Source organism: Bacteroidia bacterium (genome assembly GCA_037045145.1).
GTDB lineage: Bacteria > Bacteroidota > Bacteroidia > AKYH767-A > OLB10 > OLB10.
Genome location: JBAOIA010000011.1, coordinates 1,025,261 through 1,040,604 on the forward strand (window position 1 = coordinate 1,025,261; position 15,344 = coordinate 1,040,604).

General features: G+C 37.4%; 9 protein-coding genes. 3 read left to right on the forward strand and 6 right to left on the reverse strand.

All coding sequences use genetic code 11. The features are described 5' to 3' along the window. The first annotated feature begins 85 nt into the window (after positions 1–85). On the forward strand, positions 86–3,883 hold the full coding sequence (locus tag V9G42_05545; GenBank protein ID MEI2758885.1) for a response regulator: 3,798 nt from the start codon (positions 86–88) through the stop codon (positions 3,881–3,883). An 88-nt stretch (positions 3,884–3,971) separates the two neighbouring features. After that, a complete protein-coding gene (gene pruA / locus V9G42_05550; protein MEI2758886.1) occupies positions 3,972–5,606 on the forward strand; it encodes an L-glutamate gamma-semialdehyde dehydrogenase in 1,635 nt (544 codons plus the stop codon). 4 nt (positions 5,607–5,610) lie between these two features. Here the strand turns inward: pruA and V9G42_05555 are convergent, their stop codons facing one another. The 4 genes from V9G42_05555 to V9G42_05570 all read right to left on the reverse strand — a co-directional run bounded on the left by V9G42_05555 (position 5,611) and on the right by V9G42_05570 (position 13,142). Further along, complete coding sequence (locus V9G42_05555) at positions 5,611–6,150, reverse strand: C40 family peptidase (protein ID MEI2758887.1); 540 nt, start codon at positions 6,148–6,150, stop codon at positions 5,611–5,613. Positions 6,151–6,263: 113 nt separating this feature from the next. Then, a complete protein-coding gene (locus tag V9G42_05560; protein ID MEI2758888.1) occupies positions 6,264–11,495 on the reverse strand; it encodes a T9SS type A sorting domain-containing protein in 5,232 nt (1,743 codons plus the stop codon). A 267-nt stretch (positions 11,496–11,762) separates the two neighbouring features. Beyond that, positions 11,763–12,500, reverse strand: a complete 738-nt coding sequence (locus V9G42_05565; protein MEI2758889.1) for a hypothetical protein — start codon at positions 12,498–12,500, stop codon at positions 11,763–11,765. A gap of 195 nt (positions 12,501–12,695) precedes the next feature. Then, the gene (locus V9G42_05570) at positions 12,696–13,142 is read right to left on the reverse strand and encodes a gliding motility-associated C-terminal domain-containing protein (GenBank protein ID MEI2758890.1); all 447 of its coding nucleotides are present in this window, start codon (positions 13,140–13,142) and stop codon (positions 12,696–12,698) included. Between the two features lie 530 nt (positions 13,143–13,672). Between V9G42_05570 and V9G42_05575 the strand changes: the two genes are divergently transcribed. Then, entirely contained in the window at positions 13,673–14,050 is a 378-nt protein-coding gene (locus tag V9G42_05575; protein MEI2758891.1) for a hypothetical protein, read from the forward strand. A gap of 254 nt (positions 14,051–14,304) precedes the next feature. Here the strand turns inward: V9G42_05575 and V9G42_05580 are convergent, their stop codons facing one another. Both V9G42_05580 and V9G42_05585 read right to left on the reverse strand, forming a co-directional pair. Further along, complete coding sequence (locus V9G42_05580; protein ID MEI2758892.1) at positions 14,305–14,481, reverse strand: hypothetical protein; 177 nt, start codon at positions 14,479–14,481, stop codon at positions 14,305–14,307. Positions 14,482–14,701: 220 nt separating this feature from the next. Continuing rightward, on the reverse strand, positions 14,702–15,328 hold the full coding sequence (locus V9G42_05585) for an ABC transporter ATP-binding protein (protein MEI2758893.1): 627 nt from the start codon (positions 15,326–15,328) through the stop codon (positions 14,702–14,704). Positions 15,329–15,344 lie beyond the last annotated feature (16 nt).

The window sequence follows — 15,344 nt, forward strand, 5'->3', positions numbered from 1 at the left end:
TATTGTGTATTTACAACAATTCAATCAACATTAAAAAAATCAATTTCAGGGTTAACCAAATACCTATTTTTGCGTATAAGAAACGATGCCTTCTATCGGAAATAAGCAGAATATAAACACAGTTAGCACTGAATCAGAAGTGCTGTATAACCGCATATTATTTGCGGTTATAGCAATATGTTATTTGATTTTCGGTATTTTCTTTAGTGAAAAAATTATTGATGTGCTACTGCCACTTACATGGATGGCACTTATACCTTTAGCATTGCTTGCTATCAGCTTTTTTGTTCCTGTTGCAAAAAAGTATTCGGGAGAACAGCTTTCAGGAATGTTTTTGTTGCTAACAATTCACCTGATGTTTTTTCTTTTTAAGAATAAATTTGCCGGTCATCCGGAGTTTTTATTAGTAACGGTTATTTTATTTTCCAATCTGCATATCCGCAATGTCATTTACCTTTTGCTGTACAATGTAATTGTTCTTGGCTCGTTGGAATATATTCTCATTTCGGGAACATCAGGAAGTTCCGATCCCGTAAAATTATTTTTTGTCATTGTTGTTGCAATGGTATTGAGTTTCCTCTACCAATGGTTTAGCCTTCGCAGGCAAGGCATGAATAGGGATGGCGAAAAATTGTTGGAAAACAATCTTGAAAAACTTCCATTTGCAGCAATGATTTTCAGTAGAGATAATTTGGCGTTATTGTATTGCAATCGCGAAGCACAGAATTTACTTGGAATAGATTCACACGCTGAAATGGATATTCGTACAGTTTTTAAGTTAGATGACTTTTCTGATACGGAACTTTTTGCAAAATCAAAAGCAGGAAACTTTAATAACATATTGGTAGAAACATTTCAGCAGCTGAAAGTTTTGTTAACCATCAGGCAAAATGAAAAGGAAGAGTTGTTGGCATTTGCTGAACTCGAAAAGAAAACAGAAAAAGAATCCGTTTCACTTCCAGGCCAATATTTTATAACTACAACTGATGGCAAAATTATTGACCTGAGTAAAGAAGCAGAAGATTTTATTACGGTGGACCTTGGTGTACTTCAACATTTGTTTCAGAATTTTATCATTGAAAACAAACCCTTGCACAATTTTTCGGTGCTGAAGATTAACGATCAGGATCCTTTTGCATTACAATTGCAGACTGGAACTTTGGACGATATTCAGGTGTACTATTGGACACCAATTAAAAACTTACAGCCTGTTGAATCTGCTAATGTTGAAGTTGTGTTGCCCGATGATGGATGGAGCCAATTGGTAATTGATTCTGGAAATGAGTTAATTTCTTTCAGTCCGTCATTTATCAATACAATTGGTTATGATGAGATGGAGCTTGGTCGCATTTCCGTTGTTCAGCTCATTCATCCTGCCGATACAATGCGTTGGCAACAGCTCATTTCAAATTGCCGTAAAGAGGAAAGAGCCAATGCCACAATAAGATTTATCCATAAAAATGGTAAAGTGCATTTTCTTAAATCGTTCTTCAGCAGTAGCGATAATAGCGAAGTGAGAATCTATGCAGAAGATGTTACAGATTCAATTCTGATGCAACAGGAACTAACTAATGCTCGCGCCAATGTTAATGCAGTTATTGAGAATACAAAAGACTTGATTCTGTCAACAGACATGAATCATCGTATTACCGTTATCAATCATTCATGCCAGTTGTTTTTAAATGCCGCAGTGGGAAAGATATTGAGTGTTGATGATGATTTTCGTGCTGCACTGAAAGAACAAGATCAAACGCTGTGGTCGCAGCGACATAGTGAGGTTATGAGGGGAAAAAGAGTTACCTATAATGACGAGGTAAGCAGAAACGGAACGGAAAACTATTTTGAATTTTCGTTACAACCTGTCGTTGACGAACATAATATTGTAACAGGAGTATCTTTATTTGGTCGTGATATAACACAAAGAGTTCATTTTGAAAATGAACTGGTAAAGGCAAAAGAAACTGCTGAAACAGCTACTGCTGCCAAATCTCAGTTTCTTGCCACAATGAGTCACGAAATCCGTACACCGCTTAATGGCATCGTTGGAATGCTTGAGTTACTTCGCATGACAACACTTAATGACAAACAAAGAGAGTATGTGAGTACATTGCAGTTGAGCAGTGAGAATATGCTTAGTATCATCAATGACGTTCTCGATTTTTCTAAGATTGAATCAGATAAGATGGAGCTCGAATATGAGCCATTTGAATTGAAAAAGGTTATTGAAGAAACATTTGATTTACTCTACTATCGTGCACTTGGTAAAAGACTTGAGCTGTTTTATAATATTGAAAGTACCATTCCAGCCTATGTGATGGGCGATAGCATGCGTCTGAAACAAGTCCTTGTAAACTTGGTAGGTAATGCCATAAAGTTTACAGAAAAAGGACATATTCTCATTACTGCACAGCTTGTTCCATCAGTGTCAGAAAAGCTTAACATCAAGTTTTCTGTGAAAGACACCGGTTCAGGCATTAGCGAAGAACAAAGACAAAGATTATTTCAGTCATTTCAGCAGGCAGATACTTCCACTTACAGAAAGTTTGGCGGCACCGGTCTTGGTCTCACCATCAGTGCCAAGCTTGTTACTTTAATGGGTGGCACCATTGAATTGATGAGTGAACCCGGAGCCGGTTCGGAATTTTATTTTACCGTAATAACACAACCCGCACCTATAGCTGCTGCAAGAAATGTCCGTTCAAATCTCAGAATTTTAAGAGGGAAAAGAATTTTAATTTTTTCAACCAACATTGATTTTGATTTGCATCTGAGCGATTTGTTTAATGACTGGCATATATTGCATCAATCAGTTACACAACTAGAGCAAGCAAAGAATGAACTTGCATCTGATGCAAATTACGATGCTCTGATTCTTGATGCTCAGATGCAGGATTATCTTCTTTTTGCAGAAGAATTAAAAGAACAGATACGTTCATCAAATATTCCTGTGTTTGCATTCAATGCAAGTTTTTCAGGTGGTGATATCATTTATGGTAATAAACTTTTTGAAGCCGTATTGCCGGCAGGTGTTGATGCAATAAAAATTTCGTCTGTATTAACAAAGTCATTTATTGACAGTGCTACATCTTTTGCCAGGGGTGATGATGCTGTGCCAGTGTTTGATAGTCAGGTGTCGTTGAAATACCCACTACAGATCCTGATAGCTGAAGATAATCCAATCAATCAAACGCTTGCAGTGACAGTGTTGGAAAAGTTAGGATACAAACCCGATGTGGTAGAGAATGGTAAATTGGCGATTGAAAAAGTTGTTGTAAAACAGTATGATCTAATTTTTATGGATGTTCAAATGCCTGAAATGGATGGGTTGGAAGCAACAGCAGCGCTACGCAAGTTAAACAACAACAGCATAATTATTGCCATGACAGCATTTGCATTGGAAGATGATAAAAAGCAGTGTCTTGATGCAGGAATGAATGACTATACGACCAAGCCAATCAGAATTGAAGTTGTGCAGTCATTACTCGAAAAATGGGGTGAGGTGATTTTAAAAAGCAAGGCTGCACAAAATGATGAACCTTTGATTGACAAGCAAACCATTGAAAGACTGAAGGCAATGGCTGTAGGAGATGATACATCTTTTGTAAAAAATATTTTTGAACTTTTTCTTAAACAGATGGATAACCTACATGCCGATATGAGTAATTTTTTCAATGAACATGATGCCAATGGTTTGTATAAAGCTTCACATAAATTAAAAGGAAGCGCTCTCAATATTGGTGCAAAGAGATTATCAGAAGTTTGCCGTATCATAGAAGAAAAAGGAAAACTTGGTGACCTTACCGGAATGAATGAATTGATTCAGCAATTGACAGAAGTTATTTCATTAACCAAGAATGAAGTCAGGAGCTTGAACTTAGCTTGATTATTGAACCTTATTGCTGATGTAACTTAGGATACAAAAGCCCTTATTTCATTTTCGTACCTTTGCGCACTATTAAATTAATTAAGGTATGACAAACGCAGTTTATAATATTCCTCCGGCCTATAATGAGCCGGTGTTGAATTATGCACATGGAAGTCCGGAGAAAGTAGCATTAAAAGCAGCACTTGCAGAAGCACGTTCCAGACAATTAGATATTCCCATGTATATTGATGGGCAAAAGGTACGGACAGGAAACACTTCAGCACTTCGTCCTCCACACGATCATCAGCATGTTTTGGGGATGTATCATAAAGGAGAAAAGAAACATGTGCTGTTAGCAATTGATGCTGCATTAAAAGCTAAGAAACAATGGGCAGAAATGCCTTGGGAACAACGGGCAGCCATTTTTCTGAAAGCGGCTGACTTACTTGCAGGTCCTTACCGCTATAAGATGAATGCTGCTACTATGCTTGGACAATCAAAAAATGCTTATCAGGCTGAAATTGATTCAGCATGCGAGATGATTGACTTCTTACGATTCAACGTACAATATATGCGTGAGATTTATACACAACAACCACCGGTTGTGGGTAAAGGTGTATGGAACCGCACCGAACAGCGTCCGCTTGAAGGATTTGTTTTTGCATTAACACCATTTAATTTTACCGCAATTTCCGGTAATTTGCCTACAGCACCTGCCATGATGGGCAACACTGTTGTTTGGAAACCCGCCAATACACAGATTTATGCAGCTAATGTGGTAATGCAATTGCTGATTGAAGCCGGGTTGCCTGCAGGAGTAATCAACCTTGTTTATGTTTCCGGCCCTGATGCAGGTGATGTTATTTTTAAACATGCTGACTTTGGTGGAATTCACTTTACAGGATCAACAGAAGTTTTTAAAGGTATCTGGAAAACTATCGGAGAAAATATGCCTATGTATAAATCGTATCCACGAATAGTGGGCGAAACAGGAGGAAAAGATTTTATTATCGCACACAAAAGTGCAGATATAGATGTGTTAGTGACTGCTTTGGCACGTGGAGCTTTTGAATATCAAGGTCAAAAATGCAGTGCTGCATCACGCTGTTATATTCCAAAATCTATTTCTGAAGAAGTGAAGAATAAACTGGTTAAAGAAGTGCAATCAATGAAGATAGGGCCTGTTGAAGATTTTCGCAACTTCGTAAATGCCGTTATAGACGAAAAGTCATTTGATAAAATCTCGGCTTACATTGAAAATGCAAAGAAGAGTAAAAATGTAACGATTATTGCTGGTGGAAATTTTGATAAGAGCAAAGGATATTTTATTGAGCCAACTATTATTCTCACAACAGATCCAAAATATACAACCATGTGTGAAGAAATTTTTGGACCGGTTTTGACCATGTATGTTTATGAGGATGATAAGTTTGAAGAGACCTTGCAATTAGTTGACAACACAAGCGAATATGCACTTACAGGTGCGGTTATCTCGCAGGACCGGTATGCAGTTGATATTGCAACTAAAGCATTGGTAAATTCTGCAGGTAACTTTTATATTAACGATAAATGTACCGGTGCTGTTGTTGGTCAGCAGCCTTTTGGCGGTGCCAGAGGATCAGGAACAAATGACAAAGCAGGTGCTATGGTAAATTTATTGCGTTGGGTATCTCCTCGAACAATAAAAGAAACATTTGTTCCGGCAAAAGATTACCGTTATCCTTTTATGGAATCTGAATAAGAATTTATTTAGAAACTGAAGTAGTAGATTCGTCAAGGGTAATTTTTCCTCCTTTGGCGAATCTTTTTTTATAGTAAGGTTGGTTAAGGTCACTTACAATTACACCACTTGATGTGCTCGAATGAACAAATTTGTCCTGGCCTAAATACATGCCTACATGTGAAATTCTTCGACCACGGGTTTTAAAAAACACCAAGTCACCCGGACTTAAATTTTTAAGTGAAACATGTGGAAGTTTGTTATACATGTCAGCGGAACTGCAGCCAAAAGAATTACCATAAACAGCCTTGATGATAACATTGACAAATCCGGAGCAATCAATTCCATTTTCGTTTTTGCCTGCATATTTATATGGCGTATTCAACCAGGTGTCTATAAGATCAAAAACTTTTGTGTTAAATACTTCTTTAACCTGATACCCTAAAATCTGACTGTAATAATTGCACAGGTTATCTTCAATAATATTTTCACATTGTTGCGCTTTGACATTTTGCCCAAAACACAATAAGGTAAAAATTATAAAGCTAAATATGCGAAATTTCATCGTGCAAAGATAACATTTTAATAAACGCATTCATTTGCCGGGTATTGTACAAAATGAAAAGAGCCGTCATCAATCTGATGACGGCTCTTAAAACTTATGATAATAAAAACAAACTATTCAAGAACAACTTTTTTCATTACAGTTTTTCCATCAAAAACTAATTGAATCATATAAACACCTCTTGCGTAATTGCTGACATCAATTTTACCGTTGTTAAGTCCTTCGTTAAATTGATAGTTTTCTTTTTTTAGTGTACGGCCTGACAAGTCTAAAAGTGTTAAAGATGCTGTGTTATTTTCAGATGCAGTTACATTAAACGTTACAAATGAAGTTGCAGGGTTTGGGAAGAAAGTAACACTTGCATCGTCTGATTCAAGACGAAGGGGTTGCTCTTCATTAAACTCTGATGGCATTTGCGTAGTTAATGGAGTAATATTTAAGCCTGCATTACTATTGCCTTCGCCCATTCTTGCCGAAGGAGTTGTAAAATAATTGTAAGCACTCCATGAAGAATATGTGCTGCCACACAATGCACGCACCGACCAACGATAAGGTGTAGAAGCTAATGCGCCAATGGTGATTGAGTTTACACCACTTGATAAAGCATTAGAATAATATACATATCCTGTATTCAGGTTTTCTATCTTAATGTAATAATTGTTGGCAGATACTAAATTCCAGTTTATCTCCACAGATGTTGGTCTGAGGTTCGTTACATGTAAATTTCCGGGAGTTGGGCAAGAAGAGCTGCAATTATTAACCACAACTGAAGTAGCTGATGATGATTTAGTACAGCCATTACTTCCGGTTACAGTCACTATATAGTTGCCTGCTGCAGATGCAGAAATTGATTGTGATGTAGCGCCATTACTCCAAAGATAATTAGCACCATTGCTTGATGTTAAAGTAACACTGGAGCCTTGACATATTGTGGTGCTTCCATTTGCTGTTATTGTTGCAGAAGGCGCAGGCATTACATTTACATTTACTGTTGAAGATGTTCCTACATATCCTGTTGTAAATTGTGTAACTGTTACAGCATAATTTCCAGATGTTGTTACTGTAATTTTTCTGGTTGTTGCACCTGTACTCCATTGATATGCTGATCCTTTTGTAGCAGTGAGAGTTACTTTGCCACCAGAGCAAAAACTCAAAGATCCACTAACTGTTATGTTAGGTTGAAAAGATGAATTTACAGTTACTGCTATTGGTGCAGATGTATTGCTGCATCCATTGCTGTTAGTTACCTTAACTGTATAATTTCCGGGAGCAGAAACAGTGATTGATTGTGTTGTTGCACCTGTACTCCATAAATAGCTGCCACCACTACCTGCACTTGAAGAAGTTAGCTGAACGCTGCCACCTTGCTGTAAGTTAGTTGAACCATTTGCTGTTATTGTCGCATTGGGCAATGAATATACAGTGACTGCTTTACTTGTTGTTGATTGACAACCATTGTTAGTTATAGTAACAGTGTATGTGCCGGGAGATGATGTTGTAATAGTGTTAGTAGTCGCACCTGTACTCCACAAGTAAGATGTTCCTGTACTTGCATTAAGTGTTACACTGCCTCCACTACAGAACGAAGTGCTTCCAGATGCTGTAATAGTTGCCTGAGTAGGTGTTGTTACAATAACATTTACTGCAGCAGCAGTTGCAGAACCACCTGCTGTTGTTGCAGTGCAAGTATAGCTGCCTGCTGTGGTAACGGTAATAGATTGTGTTGTTGCACCATTACTCCATAGATAGGAGTTGGCTGCACTACATGTCAATACTACGCTTCCACCTTGACAAAATGTTGTTGGGCCATTTGCAGTTATTTTTGGTGTTGGCGCTCCAGAGGTAACCGTAACAGATAGTGGTGCAGAAGTTGCTGAACATCCACTGTTATTTGTAACAGTTACAACATAATTTCCAGTTGTACTAACTGTAACCGCTTGTGTTGTCATTCCACCTGGTGACCATTTATAACTACCTCCGGTACCTGCCGAAGAAGAAGTTAGTGTAACACTGCCACCAGCAGCAAAAGTTGTTGGGCCACTAGGTGAAATAGTAGCTGAAGGAACCGGTTTAACAGTAACTGTAGTTGACGCTGACATTGCAGAACAACCATTTGAGTTTGTTACTATAACATTATAATTTCCACCTCCGATAGCTGTAATTGATTGTGTTGTTGCTCCACTGCTCCACAGATAAGTTGAGCCGCTGTTTGCAGTAAGAGTAACACTACCACCAACACAAAAAGAGGTTGAACCGCCTGCAGTGATTGTAGCATTTGGCGTAGGATAAACTGTAACTAAAACAGGTGCAGAAGCAGCAGAGCCTGCAGCAGTTGTAACAGTAACAACATAAGAACCAGCACTGGTTACATTAATGTAAGGATCTGTTGAACCATTGCTCCACAAATAGGAGAGACCCGTACTGGCAATAAGATTTACATTTCCTCCTGCACAAAATGCCGTAGGTCCACTTGCAGTAATTGTTGGCACTGCAACACCAGAACATGGAGCAGGGCTTGTATAAATAGCATTGCTGCTGGTTGATAAATGAATCTGATCAATCTCAAGATTGGTATTTGTTGGTGTAATTTTCAATACATGATCCTCCAATGATGCTACAGATGAGAATGAAATTACAGCACCAGAGTTTACATCATATTTATACCATTGCCAGTTAGCATCTGTAATACAACCTATTTGTTTGCTGTTGCTGCCATCTAAAGAGATAGTCATTCCTGTAGTTTGTGAGTTTTTAGAACGAGCTCTAACCCAAACATAATAGGTATAGTTTGTTGTTGATCGAGGCTGGAAGTTATAAGTTAAATCACTAACAGAATTAAAACCTACAGCAGTAGTGTAATCTGTAAAGTCGCCAGCCGTTGCTCCTGAAGGACGGGTGGTTTTCAGATACACATTATTGTTGCTGTTGTCATATAGCTCTGCTTCAAATTTAAAATCTTTTGACCAGTAATATGGATAGGTGTTTTCATGCCATCCATCTAACTGATAGAATATTGGAGCAGAAGTGTTGGTGTTGTCATAGATATATGTACTGCCTTGTCTTCTGATTTTAAACTTAATTCTACTGCCATCTAAATTGATTTGTGCAACAGCTTCATCAGGTGCAGCGCCTGCCATATTCGACATTGGTTGTGATGAACCTGTTATGGCATATTTATTCTGTGAATTGTGTTTACGTACAACAACTAATTTTCCAGGGTCACCTGTATTAAATGAGTACGCCATATAGGTTGGACTGGTAGTACTGTTAGGAACATCACCTGACATAAGATATCCATTCCTGAATAAGTCTTCATAACGGCTTGTGATTGCTTGTGCATAAGGTGGAATAACCAATTGCCAGATATAATTTTTTGGATTCTGATAAGGTTGCGATGTTACAAAATAGCCTGTAGTGAAAAATTCTGCACCTGTCATAGAAACAGCTTTGAGGAAACCTAACCATTGTGCAGGACGAACGTTTTGTGTTTCGTCATTGTCCCATCCCGGTGAAACCGCAGGTGAAAAATATTTGTCGCCAGCCAAAAGTTGTTCTCTTCTGGACTCAACTACCCATTGCCATCCTTTCCATGCGCCACTCCAATAACGCCAGTTTGAAGGCCAACGCATATAAATATCACCGGTTGCATAATTTGAGCCATTCATGGCACTGTTTACAGTACGAACTTCAGACCACTTTAAATTCCATGTTGGCTGACCATCTAACTGATAATACGCAAATTTTGTGTTTGATAAACCGCTTAATCCCATGAACTGATCACGGTAAGCTTTTATTTTAGTTGCAGCTCTGCGACCTTCATAGGTGAACCAATCAAGACCTGATGAATTTTTATCCGCCACCACACTCGGGTCAGATTGCATAACATTCGTATAATATAAGAAAGGTACAACTTCACCGTTGTCTAAAATATAATCAAGCGGTCTGCTCAATTTTTTTAGAAGTTGGTCGAAATAAAATTTCTGAGTAAGTCCATCTTTTACCAATGAATCAGGTGCACCGGCAGGGCTAAGGTATTTTGTTGAACCGGTACCTCCGTTTGGATTTAAATATTGCCCTGAACTGTTTTTAAGATAATACTTATCAGGTAAACATCCACATGTTGCATAAGCTGTATTGCTTTTATACCCGGCATCTGTAGGACGCAATTGTGGCCAATATGACAATGCAGAAGCTTTGTATTGTGGTAAGCTGTTTGCCAGATTAATCCATGCATAGGAAAAAGTCGAAGGATTGGTATAATCACTATAAGCACCGGTGTTTTCGGCAGCCATAATGGTATAGTTAAAGTTTTTTGCAAAATCAGTTTGTAATGTCACGCTGTTAGCCACCGCTTTTGAATAAACGGTTTCATAAGTCTGATATCCTGAAAGATAATAGTAACCTACAAAAGGATTATTTGGAAACAAGGTATGTCCTGGTTTGTATCGAGGGGTTGGGAAATTCTTTAGCTGTTCTATTGGTGTTAGAGATGGTGATGGATGTCCAGGTGCAAAATCATTGATATTGATTCCTGCTGTTACCGGACTTGGTGAAGGTGCAGTAACCGTTGGGTTTGCAAATGAATAATGCTTGCCTGCCATAAAATTTAAATAGTGTGCGTAGATGGAATTTCCTCCAAGGGAGTTATAGTAAACAGCAATTTCATCTATTGCACCCTGATATTTATAGTAGTCTGCCTGAGAGTTGAGCATATAGTCTCTATTACCACTTTGGGCGAAACTACCACTGGCTATAGTTTTTGAAAAACCTGCAGGCAATTGTCCGTCAACCCAAACTTCTTTAATACCGGCTTTTGCATTATATTTGAATACAATGTGATGCCAATTGTCATCCACATAGTAGCTATAAGATGCACGACCAATTCCATTAAGGTCTATTTCAAAATCATCATAAATAGGAGAGCCGTTAGCGGCTTTAACTTCTGTCATGAAGTTAATTGCCGGATAGGTCATGCGCAATTCAAGAGCGCCATCCATTCTTTTTGCAAATACGGTTGTGCCAAAGTTCATACCGGGTTTAAAAATAAATTCGAATGTTACGGCAGAGTCAATAGCCAACACACCACCTCTGATGATGGTACTGCTAGAGTCTAACTTCATGTACTTGCCAACACCACCGGAGGTGTTGGTTAGTATTTGATAGTTTGACTGGTAATAGTTTGGATCAAGATTAAAAGTTCCCATCGAATCTTTCATTGGCGATGAGCCTTCGAAAGTATAATACGATTTTGGCTGATAATTTTGAGCAACCAAACAAGTTGGAACTGCTAACAAGAACGCTGCAACAATGCTTCTTGTAATTGAGATTAAAGTTGATTTAATCATGTGAAATGGTAATTAGAAATTAAACATAATAAGCCCACTGCGATTAACCGAAGTTTTTTCGCATTAATAAATTTTGTCGTTAAACGGAATAGAATAATTGGTTAACGCGTCCAAAAATAAATTGAATTTTCACCCAAAAAAGGGGTGATTAGCAATTAGACTATAAGTTTATGATAGTCAACAACTAACGTTATTAACACCTGTTAATAACGTTACATTCACCATTAAAAAAATGACTTTCACCCAAAAAAATCAACCTTTCGCCCATTAAAATTTGGTAAAAATACCGGCTGAAAACTGAAAAACATCAACAGGTTGTGAGTATGCACCGGTGGACATTTTTTCTCCGGTTTCGGAATAAATTAAATACACATCATCATAGTTAAATTCTGTGCGGAAATAGTCGCCTGCAAACATTACTCCTATGTTTTTGTGAAAACAATATTTCACTTCAAAGCCCAGGTTGAGTGCTATATCTAAAACAGAAGAAGCATTTTCTGTAACTTGCAATGTTTTTACTCCATCAAAAGACTGATAAATCCGTTTTGAATATTTTCCATTTGCAAAACCAAGCATTCCTCTTAATGTGGCATCTGTTTGTTCGTTAAAATTTAAGGTTGTACCAAGTCCTAAAAGTAGGCTGTTTACTTTCCATGGATAAGTAGTGGTTTTGTAACGTGGTCCCGGAGGGTTTGTTTCAACAAGACTGTTTAGTAATTCAGTTGCATTAACCGGGTTATAGAACCACACATAATCGGCAGCAATATAGAGTTTGCTGTTTGGGTGGTAAGAAGCCCTCAGTCGAGAGGTAGCACCAAGTATGGCATAGCCGGATTTAAAGTTTTCGTCCAGTTTATCAGCAAAATCACTCAATGGAATGTTTATGCCTGCTGTTAAACCTATCTGCCAGCGCGATGTTTCTTCTTCAGTATCCTGTGCCGAGGCTGTTGACGATAAAAGAGGAATAAGATAAATAAGCCATAATAGTTTTGCGATGTGCTTCATGTAGCCAGAAAGTTTGCTCTAAAGTAGCAACTTTACAGGAATCACAAGCCAAGCATGGCAATTTTAGTTTTCAGCTTATGTATTTGCGAAACTACTATTCCCTTTTTATCGAAGTGCCTGATGAGATATTTTAGTAGTATGATTGACAATGTTCTTAGTTTTTAATGTGAAACATTATGATCTTCTTTTTCGCTTTTACATGATAAGGTTTACGGTACCTTTCTTGGTTAATATTCTGCCGTTGATAGCTTTTGCCTGTATTTTATATACATAACTTCCCTGTTGGGCTATCTGACCTTTATACATGCCATCCCAGCGTTTATTGATATCGCTTGATTCAAAAATCATTGCTCCCCAGCGGTCAAATACCTGCATGGTAAAGTCTTTAACTCCTTCGCTATAGGCGCCAAATGTTTCATTAATACCATCACCATTGGGTGTAAAGGAGTTGGGAACATATATGGCCATATTAGGTGTCACCGTAGTTTCGTTAGACATACTGGTGATTTCATTGGCTCCCTGCTTGTAAGCAATAACTCTGTACTTACGCTCTGTAATGTTGCTTTGTGCATTCACAAAGGTGGATTTACAAACCCCCAACACACACATAGACATTAAGGCAAATTCTGCAATTCTTTTCATATCATTTATATTTTGTACAGTGAATTGCAAATTGCTTTCCCGAATGGTGTCTATTAGTTAAAAAAGAAGCATTTAATCACAGTTGTAAGATTTGAGCATCCTGCAGCCACATTTTTTACGATGATTTTGTGATTTCTCCTCTGAGGAATTGAATCAGGTCTCTTTAAAAAGTTGTTTTCCGGCTGAAAGTTTTGAAACAATAGAAGGTGTTTTCAGAAAAAACCAAGTAGTCAGGCTGATGTAATTTCAGGTTTTTGACATTCTGATGTTTAGGGTCCGATGTGAATAACATGATAAAATGGTTCAAAATGGATAATAATGCCATAGTTTATGAACAAGTTATTTGCATATATAAATAAATGTATTACTTTTATGAAAAATTAAATCTGCTGTAGAATGAAGAGTTGTAGTTCCGGTAGTATTTTTTCAAAGAATAATGATCTCTTGCTTTTCAATCGAGGGGAATTATCTCAGTTCAAGAGTTTTATTCAAAAACCGCCATTGTATCGTTCACTCTAAATCTTAATAACATGCACACCATTGAACAACTTGAAGAGATGCTTGCCGAACACCATGAGTGGCAAGGTAAAATCAACTTCTATCGTGGAGAAATTGATCGCATGAAAGGCGACCTTGCTTCAGCTGTAATGGCTGATCAGAATCATTACAACATGCCTAATGTGGAGCACTATCAGAATCAGTTTATCCTGCAAAGAGATATTCTCGACATCATGCGACATGATTTTAAACAGCATGAAAATAAAATAGAAGCTCATTCAGCCAACCCGGTCACAAACCTTGCTGCCGTACATGCCGGTGAACGCGAAAAACTTCAATCATTCGAGCGTTACTTTAAAGAACTCCGAAACGAGTTTAAAGCATTTATTCATAAAGAAGCGTTTAGCTGATAGCTAACATACAGAACGAACTTTCTGCGTAAAGTATTGAATTTTTATTTAAGTACATACACAAATAAAAAGGAGGTTGTCAAATTATTTGAAACAACCTCCTTTTTGATGTTTTTTTCTAACGTTTAATATTTAGTTACTTGAAAGTATATTTAAATTTCGTTTAATTGATTTCAAGATTATGCAGTTCAAACATACTTTTTTACTAAGTAGGTTTTCAGTTGTTACAGAAATCTGATGCTTCAAAACAAATTTTATACAAACACCAGATAAACTAAGTACGCCAAAAACCCGAGTATTAAAACCTCTTCAGCAAAGAACAACAGCAAGGTGTTTTTCTTGCCAAACAAAGATTTTTTAAAATAGCGCGAGCGAAAGCTGCTTTCTTCCTGTGTGTGGTCGTAGGTGATAATGGGATCGTTGTTCATCATAGTCATAAGAATTTGCAGGCAATTTATATCTGCACTTTGCCGGAATGGGATAAAAAATGAATTTCTGTTTAAGATGTAAGAAATTCAGAAAAGTATTTAGTTTTAAATTGTCCTTTTTTTGTGCTGCGCTAATTTTTCAGAGGTAAAAACAATTTAACAAATAAAAAACCGTGCTTTAAATAGGTTGAAAGAATAAGTGCTACAATGGAGGTTTTGTGGTTCAGATTTTAAAATCTTCAACGGAAAGCCACTTATTGCACAAAAATAATTCGTCATCAATGTGGTTTGAACAGATAAAAATCAACCTGCCTTCTGAATGTGTTTTTAAAAATTGCTGATACCATGCAATGTTTTGCTTGTCGAGGTTGGTGCAGGGTTCATCTAATAATAAAAGTGGAGTGTCTGATGCAATGGCAAGCAGTAATTTGGTTCGCTGTTTCATGCCCGAAGAAAATTCACTCAGTAATTTATTTCTATGAGTTTCAAGACCAGATTCATTAATGATGGAGGATATATTAAATGAAGGCTTTAGGTTTTTAAACCGGAAATAATAACGTATCATTTCCTCTAAAGTAAAATCTTCAATGAGCATCAAGTAGGGTGAGGCTATTGAAAGATAGCGATAAACAGAATCTGCTTCTATTTTTTTATCATGCTCATTCCACTCAATTTTTCCCTCATTAGGTGAAACATAGCCTGAAATAACCTGAAGTAATGTTGATTTGCCTGAGCCGTTTTTGCCTGTTATACCAATAACGTCACCTGAAGAAAACGAAGCTGAGCATTTTCTGAAAATCCAGTGCTGTTTGAATTTTTTTCCGGCTTCAGTTAAGTTGACAGTAAACACGATGTGATTATTTATT